The sequence below is a fragment of the Alcaligenes sp. Lyrl_28 genome, assembly GCF_051948705.1.
Taxonomy (GTDB): domain Bacteria; phylum Pseudomonadota; class Gammaproteobacteria; order Burkholderiales; family Burkholderiaceae_B; genus Alcaligenes; species Alcaligenes ammonioxydans.
Map to the genome: position 1 here is coordinate 1 of NZ_JAYJLG010000006.1, position 14,972 is coordinate 14,972.

Annotated in this window: 12 protein-coding genes and 1 tRNA gene; 5 read left to right on the forward strand and 8 right to left on the reverse strand. The window is 57.3% G+C overall.

From position 1 onward, the window contains the following. Positions 1–20: 20 nt before the first annotated feature. Positions 21–992: an amidohydrolase family protein gene (locus VF694_RS13670; protein ID WP_059318290.1), complete on the reverse strand. Its 972-nt coding sequence runs from the start codon at positions 990–992 to the stop codon at positions 21–23. 291 nt (positions 993–1,283) lie between these two features. On the opposite strand from VF694_RS13670, the gene VF694_RS13675 reads away from it, so the two are divergent. After that, positions 1,284–1,844: a MarR family winged helix-turn-helix transcriptional regulator gene (locus tag VF694_RS13675; protein ID WP_003805514.1), complete on the forward strand. Its 561-nt coding sequence runs from the start codon at positions 1,284–1,286 to the stop codon at positions 1,842–1,844. Between the two features lie 509 nt (positions 1,845–2,353). Further along, on the forward strand, positions 2,354–3,667 hold the full coding sequence (locus tag VF694_RS13680) for a short-chain fatty acid transporter (RefSeq protein WP_440164665.1): 1,314 nt from the start codon (positions 2,354–2,356) through the stop codon (positions 3,665–3,667). Between the two features lie 246 nt (positions 3,668–3,913). On the opposite strand, the gene VF694_RS13685 is transcribed toward VF694_RS13680, so the two are convergent. The 6 genes from VF694_RS13685 to VF694_RS13710 form a co-directional block, all read right to left on the reverse strand. Next, positions 3,914–3,988: transfer RNA gene (locus tag VF694_RS13685), tRNA-Val, on the reverse strand. A gap of 92 nt (positions 3,989–4,080) precedes the next feature. Continuing rightward, positions 4,081–4,806, reverse strand: a complete 726-nt coding sequence (gene dnaQ, locus VF694_RS13690; RefSeq protein ID WP_003805518.1) for a DNA polymerase III subunit epsilon — start codon at positions 4,804–4,806, stop codon at positions 4,081–4,083. A gap of 77 nt (positions 4,807–4,883) precedes the next feature. Beyond that, a complete protein-coding gene (locus tag VF694_RS13695) occupies positions 4,884–7,961 on the reverse strand; it encodes an efflux RND transporter permease subunit (protein ID WP_003805520.1) in 3,078 nt (1,025 codons plus the stop codon). Positions 7,962–7,970: 9 nt separating this feature from the next. Continuing rightward, positions 7,971–9,017 carry an efflux RND transporter periplasmic adaptor subunit gene (locus VF694_RS13700; RefSeq protein WP_003805523.1) on the reverse strand — a complete coding sequence of 349 codons (1,047 nt, stop codon included), beginning with the start codon at positions 9,015–9,017 and terminating at the stop codon, positions 7,971–7,973. Between the two features lie 99 nt (positions 9,018–9,116). After that, positions 9,117–9,560, reverse strand: a complete 444-nt coding sequence (rnhA, locus tag VF694_RS13705) for a ribonuclease HI (RefSeq protein ID WP_003805526.1) — start codon at positions 9,558–9,560, stop codon at positions 9,117–9,119. Further along, a complete protein-coding gene (locus tag VF694_RS13710) occupies positions 9,557–10,318 on the reverse strand; it encodes a class I SAM-dependent methyltransferase (protein WP_003805527.1) in 762 nt (253 codons plus the stop codon). Before VF694_RS13710 ends, rnhA begins: the two co-directional genes overlap by 4 nt. 23 nt (positions 10,319–10,341) lie before the next feature. Between VF694_RS13710 and gloB the strand changes: the two genes are divergently transcribed. Genes gloB through fabI form a run of 3 tightly spaced genes read left to right on the forward strand, consistent with a single transcriptional unit; the run spans position 10,342 to position 13,390 of the window. Beyond that, positions 10,342–11,151 carry a hydroxyacylglutathione hydrolase gene (gloB, locus tag VF694_RS13715; RefSeq protein ID WP_440164778.1) on the forward strand — a complete coding sequence of 270 codons (810 nt, stop codon included), beginning with the start codon at positions 10,342–10,344 and terminating at the stop codon, positions 11,149–11,151. Between the two features lie 10 nt (positions 11,152–11,161). Continuing rightward, a complete protein-coding gene (locus VF694_RS13720) occupies positions 11,162–12,571 on the forward strand; it encodes a transglycosylase SLT domain-containing protein (protein ID WP_039944112.1) in 1,410 nt (469 codons plus the stop codon). Between the two features lie 33 nt (positions 12,572–12,604). After that, on the forward strand, positions 12,605–13,390 hold the full coding sequence (gene fabI, locus VF694_RS13725) for an enoyl-ACP reductase FabI (RefSeq protein ID WP_003805533.1): 786 nt from the start codon (positions 12,605–12,607) through the stop codon (positions 13,388–13,390). A gap of 240 nt (positions 13,391–13,630) precedes the next feature. Here fabI and VF694_RS13730 read toward each other — a convergent pair whose 3' ends face one another. Continuing rightward, positions 13,631–14,971, reverse strand: coding sequence for a sigma-54-dependent transcriptional regulator (locus tag VF694_RS13730; protein ID WP_003805535.1), 1,341 nt, complete (start codon positions 14,969–14,971; stop codon positions 13,631–13,633). Between the last annotated feature and the right edge of the window lies 1 nt (position 14,972).

A 14,972-nucleotide genomic window follows, 5' to 3' on the forward strand; every position in this document is an offset into this window, starting at 1 on the left:
ATACAAAAATGTGCTCATCCTTAGCTCCGGTCCAGCTTGAACAGACGAGCCGCGTTGCCGTAACACACCAGCTCGCGGGTCTTGTCATCCATCGGCGCTGACTCGATGAAATCGGCAGCCAGCTCGGTGGATTCATATGGGTAGTCCACGGAGAACAACACGGCCTCGGCGCCCATTTCACCAATCGCGCCCATCAGGGTCGGGGCGGAACAGACACCAGAAGTGGTGATCAGAATATTGCTGCCGATGTACTCGGACGGCTTGCGCTTCAGGGTGACACCGTGTGGGTAGACCGCAAAACGGCTGTCGTAGCGCCAGCGCTGAAATGGCAGGCCTTCGCCCATATGCCCCAGCACCAGCTTCACTTCCGGGCAGCGGTCAAACACACCACCGAACAACATGCGCAATGCGTGGGTACCGGTCTCTACCCCCCAACCCCAGGTTGCGCCCATCAGCTCCGGGTGGCCGGAATAAGCGTGTGGCATTTCGTAGGCATCAAAGGGATGCAGGTAGAAGGGCACATCCAGCTTCTGCACGGTTTCCCAAAACGCGTCATATTCGCGGCTGTCGTAATACACGCCATGGGTGTGACCGTTGACCAGGGCTCCTTTCAGACCCAAATCCTGCACGGCACGCGTCAACTCCTGCGCGGCGGCTGCCGGGTCCTGCATGGGCAAAGTGGCAAAACCACCCAGACGATCGGGGTGGTGTGCAATTTGCTGTGCCAGGAAATCATTATTCTGACGAGCGCGCGCGATTGCCACTGACACGTCTTTTTCCACCTGCACGCCAGGACCGGTCTGGGACAGCACGACATACTCGATGCCAGCGCGGTCCATCACTTCCAGACGCTGCGCGTCAAAGTCCTGCAAACGGGCCATCAGTTCGCGCGCGTCGGCACTGTCGATATGTTTGACAAAGGCCTTGGAATAATCCTCAAAGCCCACGGCGTTGAAGTGCTCCTCCAGTGCTATTTTTTTAATACGTTTCACCGTAAATATTCCCTAAATTATTGATTTACATAAGGTCAATCGTTTGACCCCCCAACAATATCTATCAGTATGCTGATTATTATTGTTTTCAGCAAGTCGGGAAATCACATATACTTTGGGGCGTGGACAGCGCCTGTAGAAATGACTACAAATCAGAAATCAGGGCTTTTGTTCACCTTAGCGTAGCCCTGCTTTCCTTGTAGACGCCGACCTTGCAGCCGTACCCTTTGCAGGTCGTCCCGCTTTCAGTGTGCTGCCTTTCTGGGCAACAGGCTGAAGGCCACTCAATCGATGACTGACTTATCCATGAAGAATCACGCCGAGCTAAAGCAAGAAGAACGACTGGAAGCCGACGAGGCCGAAATCCTGGGTCCAGTGGAAGAAGAAAATGCCGAGCTGTATCGACGCAAACTGTGGTCCCGGCCCGGTTTTCTGGTTCGCCGTCTTAACCAGATTCACTACGCCATGTTCTACGAGGAGTGCAAAAGCGACCTCACGCCTGTCCAGCACGGAGTCCTGTCGGTGTTGATGGGCTCCCCCTGGCTGGATCAGACCACGATTGGTTACGAGCTAGGCCTGGATCGCACTACCTCCGCCGATGTCATCCGCAGGCTGGAAGAAAAAGGCTTGCTGGGGCGACGCATCAACCCCGAGGACCGCCGTTCCCGCCAAACGTACATCACCGAAGCCGGTCTGGCGGCCATGAAGGAAATCAGTAGCGGCATGAACCGGGCACAAGAGCGGCTGCTGGACCCACTGACCGCCAAACAACGTCAGACGTTTATGACCATGCTGACGCGCGTGGTGGAGCACAACAATCAGTATGGTCGTGCTGCGCTGAAGAACATGTGAGAAGTTCGGGGGGCCCCAGGCCCCTCGCGCATACCAAACCGGTAATTCAACCGTGTGCGCTGGCAGTCGGAGACTGGCTCCAACTGCCGCCACGATCTCATGCACAACAAAAAAGCCTGCGGCAGCAAAAAGTCTGGGCGCTTGTCTCATCCCATTTCTCTATGGGTTGCGCCCGAGAGAAAGCCCAATGGCAACACCACACATTTCATGGCAAAAAAAAACGGGCCCCAGGGGCCCGTAAACAGAACCCATCATCGAGCGATGAGTGACGGTTCTTTCGAAAACACCGTTATATAGTAAAGCACATAACGCAAGAGAACAAGGGTCCAGAACATGAGGGTGCAGGTTTTCCCGTCTTCACAATGAGCGACATCTCGCCAACAATACGGCCGTACTGAGCATTCTTATCGGAATGCTGTCAGCAAGATGCCCGACCAACAGGCATCCATACACTCTCAAAACATCTGGACCCGCGCAAATACTGGCGCAAGTCCACAGGAGCACACTCTATGTTTAAAGCCATGACGCGCGGTTCGGTCCGCCTGGTTGAACGCTATCTTCCCGATCCGTATATTTTCGTCATCCTGCTCACCTTGATTGCCGGCATTGCCGCCATGGCTTTCGAGCAACGCTCTCCGATGGAGATCATCCAGTACTGGGGCAACGGTTTTTGGGGACTGTTGACCTTTGCCATGCAAATGCTGCTGGTTTTGCTGACCGGACACATGCTGGCCAGCACACCCTTGGTGAAAAGCTGGTTGCGGAGACTTGCCTCTCTGGCCCGCTCTGCCGGCTCGGCCATTATTCTGGTCACCCTGGTTTCGCTGGCCGCCAGCTGGATCAACTGGGGTTTCGGCCTGGTCGTCGGCGCCTTGTTTGCCAAGGAGCTGGCGCGTCAGGTTCGCGTTGATTACCGTCTGCTGGTTGCCAGTGCGTACTCGGGTTTCCTGGTCTGGCACGGCGGCCTGGCCGGTTCCGTACCGCTGACCATTGCCACCTCGGGACATTTCTCCGAAGACAAAATTGGCATTATCAGTACATCAGACACTATCTTTGCCTTCTTCAACCTGGCGATCGTGATTGCCTTGTTCATTCTGGTCCCGCTCGTCAATCGCCTGATGCTGCCCAGCGACAAGGAAAGCATTTATGTAGACCCAAGCCTGCTGGAAGATGCGCCCGATGATGTCAAACAAACCACGGACCGTCCCGCAGATCGACTGGAAAACAGTCGCCTGATCTCAATCGTGATTGGTGTGGCGGGCCTGGCGTACCTGTTTGATTACTACGTGCTGCGTGGGGCCACTCTGAACCTGAACGTGATCAATTTCACCTTTCTGATTCTGGCCATCCTGCTGCACGGTACCCCTCGACGTCTACTCAAAAGTCTGGACGAGGCCATTCGTGGCGGTGCCGGTATTGTGATCCAGTTCCCCTTTTACGCCGGCATCATGGCAATCATGATTGATTCCGGTCTGGCGGCCAGCTTGTCCGAATGGATGGTGTCCTTTGCAACCGCCACCACCCTGCCCTTCTGGACCTTCATGAGCGCCGGTCTGGTCAATATTTTTGTACCTTCGGGCGGTGGACAGTGGGCGGTACAAAGCCCGGTTGTAATTGCTGCCACCCAGGCCTTGGACGCCGATATGGCGCGTACTGCCATGGCCGTTGCCTGGGGCGATTCCTGGACTAACATGCTGCAACCCTTCTGGGCTCTGCCAGTGCTGGCAATTGCGGGCCTGAAAGCCAAAGACATCATGGGCTTTTGCCTGATTCAACTGATTGTCTCGGGCATCGTGATCTCGATCGGTCTGACCTGGCTGTAACGCCAGGCAGTCTGCCTTGATCTAACATCAAGGCCTGACTGAACAAAAAACGCCCAGTGATGCGTCACTGGGCGTTTTTGTTTTCAAGCACGCGCCAGCACTGCTCACCTCAACCATCGGCTGTCGGCAACCGACGACCTGAACTCAGCCCACCTCAGCGGACACAGGCCGGACAAGGACGCAGGCACGCCGCCGCAATAAGGGCAATGTTCGATAGCAAAGGGGGGAAATAAAGAAAAGCGAAGATGGTGGGCGGTACAAGGTTCGAACTTGTGACTTCCACCGTGTGAAGGTGGCACTCTACCACTGAGTTAACCGCCCGTAGCTTGCAAGAGCTGCAAACTGCGAAGAAAAAGACTATAGCATGGCCTTGCCTGATTAACAAGGTTTGGCCTGCTATTTTTCCTGAATAATTATTCGGTAACTGGCTGGAGCATCTCGCGCCACATGGGTGGCTTTTTGTTCTGCTTTTCCAGCAGGTCCATGTATTTTTCATGCTCGGCCTGATCGGCTGGCGAAGCGCGCAGCACTTTCAACACGCTGGGATCAAACTTGCCCAGGCTCAAATCGCTGCCCTGTCCTCCTTGCCCATCGGACTCGTCAAAGTCCATCAACAAGGCATCCTGACCCCGCGTCATGGCCAGCCAGACATCGGCCAGCAATTCCGAGTCCAGCAAAGCGCCGTGCAAGGTGCGGTGAGAGTTGGAAATACCGTAGCGCTCGCACAAGGCATCCAGGGAGTTACGCTTGCCGGGGTGCATTTCCCGGGCCACCAGCAAGGAGTCGGTGATGCTGGCGCAATACTCCGAGAAAGGCCCTTTACCGACTCGTTCCAGTTCGGCATCCAGAAAGCGCGTGTCGAACGAGGCATTATGAATAATGACCTCTGCATCCTGCACAAAATCCAGCACTTGGTCGACCACATCCTTGAAACGTGGATGCCCGGCCAAAAACTCGGTGGTCAAACCATGAATGGCCAGCGCTTCGGGATCGGAGTCCCGATCCGGGTTCAGATACAGGTGCAAATGGCGGCCAGTCAATTTGCGGTTGAACAGCTCCACCCCACCCACTTCAACGATACGGTGTCCTTCACGCGGCTCCAGACCGGTGGTTTCAGTATCCAGAATAATTTGACGCATTCACTTTTCCTACAATAGTCGATCACGGCACAAAGCCTTGGCTGGACAGACGCCCCGTAGCCGCCCCGACCCTCAGTTTAGAGAGAGGCCTGGGGCTTATCAATCAGCTCAAGCTGCTCGTCCTGCCCCGCTTTGCGCCCTGCTATCAGCGTATAGGCAACAGGCACCACAAACAGGGTTAACACGGTACCCAACGTCAAACCGCCCACCAGCACCCAGCCGATCTGCTGACGCGATTCAGCCCCCGCTCCGGTGGCATAGGCCAGGGGCAACACCCCCAGCACCATCGCGCCGGTCGTCATCAGGATGGGACGCAGCCGCATCTCGCAGGCCCGCACTACGGCATTGTACAAACTGGCTCCGGCCTCGCGCTGCTGGGTGGCAAATTCCACGATCAAAATGCCATGCTTGGTAATCAGGCCCACCAGAGTAATCAAGCCAATCTGACTATAAATGGACAAGGTTCCGCCTGAGAGCCACAGAGCCAGCAAAGCGCCTGTCATGGACAGAGGCACGGACAGCATGATGATGAGCGGATTGCGCCAGCTTTCGAACTGGGCAGCCAGCACCAGGTAAATGAAGGCCAGCGCCATCAGAAACACCAGATAGATACTGCCCGAGGAGTCCCGGAACTCACGCGATTGTCCGTCCAGATCGGTCTGCACGGTTTCGGGCAGCGTCTTGCGCGCCACCTCATTCATGTGTTCGAGCACCTCTCCCAAGGCATAGCCAGGAGCCACCGAGGCCTCCACAATCACGGCACGCAAACGATTGAAGTGGTTCAGCGATTGAGGGGACACGCTTTCGCGAACTTTCAGGAAATTGGATGCCTGAACCATGCCGCCGTCCTTGGTGCGAACATAAATATCCAGGATATTCTGCGGGCTGGAGCGAGCCTGTTTATCTACCTGCACGATCACATCGTACTGTTCACCATCACTCTTGTAACGGGTCACCTGACGCCCGCCCAGCATGGACTCCAGGGTGCGGCCCACGACCTCTACCGAAACGCCCGTATCGGCCAGCTTGTCGCGATCCACATCAATGCGGATTTCAGGCGTGTTCAGGCGTAAGTCCGTATCCACATTCAACAGTCCCGGATAATCCTTCAGCTCCGCCAGAAAGCCGTCCACAATTCGAGCCAGCTCCGGATAGGGAGCCTGACTCATGATGACAAACTCCACGGGTTTGGAAGTGGCCCGCTGCCCCAGGGAAGGCGGGTTGGTGGGAAAGGCCCGTGCGCCGGGGATGGCCGAGAAATGCGGCTGCAGTTCACGCGCGATCGACTGCTGAGTGCGCGAGCGCTCCTGCCAGGGTTTCAGACGCAAGATGGCAAACGAGTCTGTCACGGTGGGAAAACCAATAATGGACTGATAGCCCTCGGTTTCCGGGATGTCGCGATACAAGGCTTCGACTCGCTCCACATTGTGCAAGGTGTAGTCCAATGTAGCGCCTTCGGGCGAACTCACAATGCCGAAGATCACGCCACGATCCTCAACCGGGGCCAGTTCGCTTTTAATAACCGTAAACAGCAAGGCACTGCTGGCCGCTACGGCAACGCCGATCAGCAAAACCAGCCAGCGCCAGCGCAGGGCCCGGATCAAGGCCCGGCGGTAAGTTCGCGTGAGCCAGACCAGAAAGTTCTCGATCCCCTGACTGACACGGCCTACTTTTGCCCCCTGAGGGCGCAACATACGCGAGCACATCATGGGGGTCAGAGTCAGGGCCACAAAGCCCGATACCAGCACGGCAGCCGCCAGCGTCAGGGCAAACTCAATGAACAGCCGTCCCGTGCGTCCAGTGGCAAATGCCAGCGGCGCATACACCGCCACCAGGGTCAGCGTCATGGCAATCACGGCAAAAGCAATCTCACGCACACCTAAAAAAGCAGCCTGCATGGCAGTTTTGCCTTCTTCGATATGCCGATACACGTTTTCCAACACCACAATTGCATCGTCCACCACCAGACCAATGGCCAGCACCATCGCCAGCAAGGTCAGGGTATTGATGGAAAAACCCAGCATGTACATGATGGCAAACGCCCCGATCAAGGAGATCGGAATTGTCACGATGGGAATGAGGCTGGCGCGGAAACTGCGCAGAAAGAACACAATCACCAGCACCACCAGCAAGATGGCCTCGGCAATCGTGGTGTACACCGAATCAATGGATTCCTGAATAAAGATGGAGCTGTCGTAAGCCACGGTCAGCTTCATATTGCCCGGCAGACTTTCATTGATGCGCTCAACTTCCGCGCGCACCGACTTGGACAGATCCAGCGGGTTGGCCGTGGACTGCTTGGTCACACCAATATTCAAACTGTTTTGTCCATTGAAACGGGCCAGCACCCGTTCTTCGGCAGGCCCGATCCGCACCTCGGCAATATCGGAGATACGTACCGGGTAGCCGGCCGCCTGACTGATGATGATGTCGCGAAACTCCTCGGGCGTTTCCAGGTCGGTCGATGACACCACCGAAAATTCGCGCGCATCCGACTCGATGCGTCCTGCCGGGATCAGCACGTTCTGTTTGCGCAGCGCATCTTCCACGTCCTGTACCGTCAACTGATAGGCCGCCAGGCGGGTTCGGTCCAGATCGATACGCATGGCAGGCAGCCGCTCGCCAAACACCCGGACTTCGGCCGCACCGGGCAGAACGGACAAACGCGTCTTGATATACCGGTTGATGTAGTCCGAGGCCTCCAGCATGCTGTAGTTGCCCGTGTCGACCCCCACATAAATAATGGGAGTGGAGTCGGCCTCCACCTTGTTGATGATGGGCTCGTCCACTTCGTCAGGCAGAAAGCGTCGAGCGCGCGAGACCTTGTCGCGCACATCGGCCGCAGCCGCATCCGGGGCCCGGTCCAGATTGAACTTGATATTGATCAGGCTGCGCTCGGAGCGGCTACGCGAGGTCATCACATTGACGCCCTCAATCCCCGACAGTTGATCTTCCAGCGGCTTGGTCACCTGAGATTCAATTACCTCCGGCGACGCGCCCTTGTAATTGGTGATGACAGACACCACGGGCTCATCAATGGCAGGGTACTCGCGTACCGTCAGACGTTCATAAGCAATGAAACCGACCAGCACGATCACCAAGGACAGCACCGTGGCAAATACCGGACGGCGGATACATAAATCGGAAAGCACCATGATCCTGTCCTATTGCTGCGGCTGTGCTTGCACGTCAATCACTTCCTGAATGTCGACGGGCACACCATCACGCACCTTTTGCAGCCCCGCCACCAACACGCTGTCTCCCGCTTGCAGATTGCCCGTCACCTGTACCCAGCCTTGCTCTCGCACGCCCACCTGCACCTGACGACGCTCTGCCCGACCATCGTTGACCACGTAGACGTACTGGTCCTGACCAGCAGGCGCCAATGCCGTTTCCGGCACCATCAAGGCCTGATAACGCGACAGTTCCAGCCGGACCCGACTGAACAGGCCGGGGCGCAAGGCGCCGTCCTCGTTGGGTACCTGCGCCCGCAGCAGAATCGAACGGCCGGCGGCATCCACCACCGGGCTGACTGCCAGTACCGAGCCTTTGCGGGTCTGGCCTGGAAAAGCGTCAAAACCCAGTTCAACGGGCATGCCCGGTTTCACATCGGCCAGATATTGTTCGGGAATGCGAAAGTCCACGTTCAGACTGGAGATCGCCTCCAGTCGCACCAGATCGGTGCCCGGCCCCACGTAATCGCCCACAGACACGTTGCGCAAACCCGTGACTCCATCGAAAGGGGCACGGATACGGGTCTTGTCCAACTGTACCCGTGCCAGTTGCACTTCGGCCTGCTGCACGGCCAGGCGACTGCCGGACTCATCCTTGGCCTGCTGGCTGATAAAGCCTTGACGGCTCAGTTGGGCAGAGCGCTGATGCTGACTACTGGCCAGATTCAAATTGGCCTGAGCCTGATTCAATTGTGCCTGCGCCATGGCTGGGTCCAGTTGAACCAGCAGTTGCCCCTTGCTGACGGGCTGGCCTTCCTCAAAACTGATGGCTGAAATGCGACCGCTAATCTCGGGGCGCAGCATGACCGATTCCCTGGCCACCAAGGTCCCTACCGCGGCTACATCACGAATCAATTCGCTTTGTCGCACAGGCAGCACTTCTACTCGCGTGGCTCCGGACTGCGCCCAGCCTGGCGTACTGCTCAGGAACAGCGCAAAAAACAAGGGAAAAATCGTGAGGCGCAGCGTGGAAATCATGGGCGGCTTATCCTGACCGGTCAGGCCGGCACAGCAGTCTGACAAAATATGACGAGTGGCTAATAGTACTATCTGCAGGCCGGGAATCTGCGCACGATCTTATAACTGCCTGGCGATTTCCACCCCTTCATTGGCCAGCTGATCTGCCCGTTCATTACCGGGATCGCCAGCGTGACCGCGCACCCACAGCCAGGTCAGCTCATGCTTGGCTGCCTGCTGTTCCAGCTCCTGCCACAAATCGGCATTTTTGACAGGCTTCTTATCTGCCGTGCGCCAGCCACGGGCCTTCCAGCCCGGCAACCATTCGTTCATGCCTTTTTGCACATACTGCGAATCCGTATGCACCCGCACCTGGCAAGGACGTTTCAGGGCTTTCAAGGCCTCGATCACGGCCATCAGTTCCATACGGTTATTGGTGGTATTGGCCTCGCCACCACAGATTGCTTTCTCGCGCCCACCGTGGCGCAGCAAAGCCCCCCAGCCACCCAAACCCGGGTTGCCCTTGCAGGCCCCGTCTGTCCAGATCTCAACAACATCACTCATGTCTTGCTTATTCCTTCATCGGCAGCGCGTCCGGCAACCACCATAGGCCGACGCACACGTCGACGATTTTTCTTCCATTTGGGGCCGACCAGGCGCAGGGCGGGTGTGCGCTTGACGGCACCCACCATGTAAACCGCCCCGGCAAAGCTCCACCAGCGTGCACCGCTGCGCTCCATCCAGCCCCAGCGATCCAGCCAGGCCTGCTGACGGCACAAGGGGGCATAACAACCCATCTGCGCGCTTTGCACATCAAAGGACAGGAGTTTCAACCAGTCGCGCAAGCGCCAAGGAAAGATGACATCGCCAGGCAGGGTGGGCGTACCCCGATCCAGACCCGGTATCCAGTCATGAACTCCCCAGAGGCTGACGGGATTGAAGCCTGTCAGGATAATGCGCCCCTCAGGCACCAGCACACGCTCGGCCTCGCGCAACACCTGATGTGGATCACTGGCGCTTTCCAGCGTATGGGGCAAAATCAGCAGATCGATGCTTTGCGTATCGAAAGGCAGATGTTCAGGTTGGGCATAAACCAGATTTTTCTGATCGGCAGGCAAGACGCCGGCCTGAGCGGTACACACCTTGAAACAGACCCGACTTTGCGCCAGGAGGTCCCAATGCGGCAATCCGATTTGTATGGCATGATACCCGAAGGTGTTGACCACCTCCGCATCAATCGCGGCTTGTTCCCAGGCCCGCACATATCGCCCCGGTACGGTTTCCAACCACTGGGCAAATTGATCATTCAAAGTCTGCTCCACTGGCGCTTTCCCCCTCTACCATGATGAATGCATTTACCTGGCCTGTGCCAAGCGATGTTCGCCTGATTCCACTTCCTGCTCTAAATGACAACTATATATGGGCTTTGGCTCGAGCCGGTCACGCTCTGGTTGTGGACCCCGGCCAGGCCGCCCCGGTATTGGAATGGCTGGCGCGCGAATCCTTACAACTGGATGCCATTTTACTGACACACCACCATGGTGACCATGTTGGCGGTGTCAAGGATATCCTGGCAAAGCATCCTACACGCGTATGGGGCCCGGCCCACGAGCGTCTGCCCGTCTGTGACGTGCGTGTGGGACAGTCCGACAAAGTCGATTTGCCCACCCTGGAACTGACGCTGGAGGTGCTGGATATCCCCGGTCACACTGCCGGACACGTTGCGTACTTTGGTCAAAATGAGGTAAAACAGCCCTTTGTTTTCTGTGGTGATACCTTGTTTGCCGCCGGTTGCGGACGTCTTTTTGAAGGCACCCCGGCTCAAATGATGGACTCCTTGGGCAAGTTGGCGACACTGCCTGCGGACACCCTGATCTGCTGTGCGCACGAATACACCTTATCCAATTTACGCTGGGCTTTGCAGGTAGAGCCAGACAGTCCCCACCTGCATGAACGTTGGGAACAGGATAAGCTCAAGCGTCAGCAGAACTTGCCCACGGTGCCCTCCACCCTGAAAACAGAATTGGCTACCAATCCGTTTCTGCGTTGCGAGACGACTGCTGTTATCAAGGCTGCCGAGCAGTACGCCGCCCGGCCTCTGAATAATCCTGTCGAGGTATTTGCCAGCCTGCGCGACTGGAAAAACAATTTCTGAAGATTCCGCAATGAACCTAATGAGACTTTTTGCGCTGCTATGCGCTTTCGTGCTGGCAGGTTGCGCCACAGGCCCCAAGGTCAGCCCCCAAAAAGCCGCCAAAACCTCCACCAGCATTGCCGCCGATACGTCTCGCACGATTGATCTGACCCACCCCCCAAAAGATGCCTGGGACCGTATGCGCCGAGGCTTTGCCATCCCCAATCTGCATACCGACCTGGTCGATTACTGGACCAATTATTACGCCTCCCACCCCGAGTCCATCCGCACCATGAGCCAGCGCGCCTCGCGCTACCTTTATCACATCATGGACGAACTCGATGCCCGGGGTCTGCCCTCGGAACTGGCGCTGCTGCCTTTTGTGGAAAGCGCCTATAACCCGGTCGCCTATTCGCGCTCTCATGCTTCGGGTCTGTGGCAGTTCATTCCCAGCACCGGCACGCAATACAAGCTGGAGCAAAACTGGTGGGTAGACCAGCGCCGTGACCCGGTCGAGTCCACCCGTGCTGCCCTGGATTATCTGTCGTATCTGTACGAGTTTCAGGGTGACTGGTATCTGGCACTGGCCTCCTACAACTGGGGCGAAGGGTCGGTACGACGCGCCATGGAACGCAACGAACAAGCCAACCTGGACGTTGATTACTTATCACTGAAAATGCCGGACGAAACGCGCAATTACGTCCCCAAGCTGCAGGCCATCAAAAATATTGTGGCCAACCCCGAGCGCTACGGCATCACCTTGCCTCCAGTGAGCAATACGCCCTATTTCACTGCGGTGCGCAAGAACAAGGACATTGACGTCGCCCTGGCGGCCGAACTGGCCGAGATTTCCGTGGACGAGTTCAAGGCATTGAATGCTGCCCACAATCGCCCCACCATTCCGGCCGAACGCGGCACCTTGCTGTTGCCCGCCAACAAAGTAGACATCTTCAAAGCCAATCTGGCAGCCTACCAAGGCAAGCTCAGCAACTGGAAAGCCTACCAGGCCAAACGCGGCGAAAGCTATTTGTCCATCGCCCAGCGACACGGCATTACCCTGTCGCAACTGCGTTCCATTAACGGCTTGAGCAGCAAACGCAGCAAAGCGGTCGCCCAGACACTGCTGGTCCCCAGCACGACCTTGGGTGAAGGCAGTCTGCAGTTGGCCTCCCTGACCAATACACCGGCCGCTCCTGTTGCCCAGAGTGCCCGCCAGGCGCGCGCGCAAACGGCCAGCGTCAACCGCAAGAGCGACACGGTTGTGTTGCGCCGCGGAGCCAATGTCCGTACCCACACAGTCCGCCAGGGCGATACACTCTACGCTTTGGCCAAACGGTACGACACATCGGTGGCTGAACTGCGACGCCTGAACAATCTCAAAGGCAACTCTCTTTCCAGGGGCACACGTTTGCGTGTTCCCGGTTCCAATATTCGTGGCTAAGTCCACCCACTAATTACATAAAGGATTTTCAGCATGGGTTTCCTGCAAGGAAAACGCATCCTGGTCACAGGCGTTCTCTCGAACCGCTCCATTGCTTACGGGATTGCGCAAGCATGTCGCCAACAAGGTGCTGATATTGCCCTGACCTATGTGGGCGAGCGGTTTAAAGAACGCGTTGAAGGCTTCGCCCAGGAACTGGGCACGGATATCGTCTTGCCCTGTGACGTGTCTGAAGACGCGCAGATTGAACAAGCTATGGCCTCGCTGGGCGAGCGCTGGGACGGTCTGGACGGCCTGGTTCACTCCATCGGCTTTGCTCCTCGTGAAGCCATTGCCGGCAATTTTCTGGATGGTCTGTCGCGTGAGTCGTTCCGCGTGGCTCACGACATTTCCGCCTATAGCTTCCCGGCGCTGGCAAAAGCCGCCCTGCCCTTGCTCAAGGGTCGCAAGAGTTCGGTACTGACGCTGACCTATCTGGGCGCCGAGAAGGCCATCCCCAACTACAACACAATGGGCGTGGCCAAAGCCGCTTTGGAAGCGTCCGTGCGCTACCTGGCCGTCGCTCTGGGCGAGTACGGCATTCGTGCCAATGCCATCTCGGCCGGTCCCATCAAGACCCTGGCTGCCAGCGGCATCAAGGACTTCTCCACCATCCTGAAGTTCGTCGAAACCCACGCCCCCCTGCAGCGTAACGTTACCATCGAAGAAGTGGGCAATGTGGCCTCCTTCCTGATGTCCGAACTGGCCAGCGGCATCACGGGCGAGATCACGCACGTTGACGCCGGCTTTAACTGCATCGTTCCCGGCATGCAGGAGTAAGGTTTCACCGCCTGGCAGTACGATAAAAAAATAGCGGCCTTGGCCGCTATTTTTATGTGACTGCGCCGCTAAGGAACCCTGCGGCTGCGCGGGACAAGTCGGCCCGCACACGCTCTTTGCCCCCTTGCTACGGCAAAGCTTCCCCGATCAATAAACACAATAAAACCACGGCGGCCTGCAGCATCGACCACGTCAGCCTGCACCTCTGTCAAAGACAAGCCTTTGCCACCACCGGAAGAATCAGCTCTGTGGCAGGCCCTCTTCCACAAAATCGCTGCGTGAAATACCGTGACGCTGCAGCTTGTCATAAAAGGTTTTGCGCGGGATGCGCAGATCCTGCAGTGTCGCTTTGATATCACCCCGATGACGTGCCAGGGCCTGCCGGATCTGCTGCGCCTCGAATTGTTCCATGCGGGCGGGCAGACTTAACTCCTCTCCCACCCCCTCCCTGGCGAGCACAGGCTGCACGCCCAACACCTCACGCTGTGCAAAATGCGCCAGTTCGCGCACATTTCCCGGCCAGTGATGGGACTGCATATAAGCCAGGCTGTGTGCATCGGGAATCTTTTGCGCCATGCCGTATTTTTTGGCGGCGAGCGCAGCGAAATGCGCGAACAGCATGGGAATATCTTCTTTGCGCTCTCGGAGCGGCGGCAGGCGCAAGGTCACCACATTTAAGCGATAGTACAAATCCGCCCGGAAGTTCGCACGTTGTCCGGGATCGGACAAATCTACCTTGCTGGCGGCCACTACCCGAATATCGACCGGGTGCTCTTCATTGGTGCCCAAAGGCGTCACGCAACGGGTTTCCAGCACGCGCAGCAAGCGTACCTGCGCAATCATGGGCATGCTTTCAATCTCATCCAGAAACAGAGTGCCCTGATGAGCATGCTCCACACTGCCTACCCGTCTGCGCTGAGCACCGGTAAAAGCGCCCGCCTCATGACCAAACAACTCGCTTTCAATAATGGTTTCGGGCAAGGCTCCGCAATTGAGCGCCACAAACCGATGCTGAGCTCGAGCGCTCCAGCGATGCAGCAGCATGGCCACAACCTCTTTGCCCGTCCCCGTCTCCCCCTCCACCAGCACATCCACATCGGACTGGGCCAGGTGGCGCAGCGTAGCGCGCAGATTGATCATCACCTCCGAGTTGCCCAGAAGCGCCGGGCCCTGACCATCCTCGTCCAGCTCCTCGCGCAAGGCCCGGTTCTGCAAGACCAGACTGCGTTGCATGGCGGCATGGCGAATCACTGTCAACAATCGTTCTGCCTGGTAAGGTTTGCTCAGAAAATCAAATGCACCGTCGCGCATGGCTTGTACGGCCATGTCAATGTCGCCATGGCCGGTAATCAGAACGACAGGCTGATCCGGGTCGCGGGCATGCAAGGCGCGCATCAGCGCCAGACCATCCATGCCGGGCATCCGGATATCGGTTACCACCACCCCAGGATAATCCGTGGGCAAGCGACCCAACGCCTCCTGAGCACTGGCAAAAGCCATTACCTTCAAGCCTGCCAGCTCCAGACTTTGCACAACGGCAGCACGCAGATCGGCATCATCATCAACAAACGCGACTTCCATT

Bases quoted from the DNA above. Each gene is read 5' to 3' on its own strand.
- VF694_RS13680 (WP_440164665.1), top strand. From the start codon at position 2,354: ATGTTTAAAGCCATGACGCGCGGTTCGGTCCGCCTGGTTGAACGCTAT.
- VF694_RS13695 (WP_003805520.1), bottom strand. From the start codon at position 7,961: ATGGTGCTTTCCGATTTATGTATCCGCCGTCCGGTATTTGCCACGGTG.
- fabI (WP_003805533.1), top strand. From the start codon at position 12,605: ATGGGTTTCCTGCAAGGAAAACGCATCCTGGTCACAGGCGTTCTCTCG.
- rnhA (WP_003805526.1), bottom strand. From the start codon at position 9,560: ATGAGTGATGTTGTTGAGATCTGGACAGACGGGGCCTGCAAGGGCAAC.
- gloB (WP_440164778.1), top strand. From the start codon at position 10,342: ATGAATGCATTTACCTGGCCTGTGCCAAGCGATGTTCGCCTGATTCCA.
- VF694_RS13730 (WP_003805535.1), bottom strand. From the start codon at position 14,971: ATGGAAGTCGCGTTTGTTGATGATGATGCCGATCTGCGTGCTGCCGTT.
- dnaQ (WP_003805518.1), bottom strand. From the start codon at position 4,806: ATGCGTCAAATTATTCTGGATACTGAAACCACCGGTCTGGAGCCGCGT.
- VF694_RS13720 (WP_039944112.1), top strand. From the start codon at position 11,162: ATGAACCTAATGAGACTTTTTGCGCTGCTATGCGCTTTCGTGCTGGCA.
- VF694_RS13700 (WP_003805523.1), bottom strand. From the start codon at position 9,017: ATGATTTCCACGCTGCGCCTCACGATTTTTCCCTTGTTTTTTGCGCTG.
- VF694_RS13675 (WP_003805514.1), top strand. From the start codon at position 1,284: ATGACTGACTTATCCATGAAGAATCACGCCGAGCTAAAGCAAGAAGAA.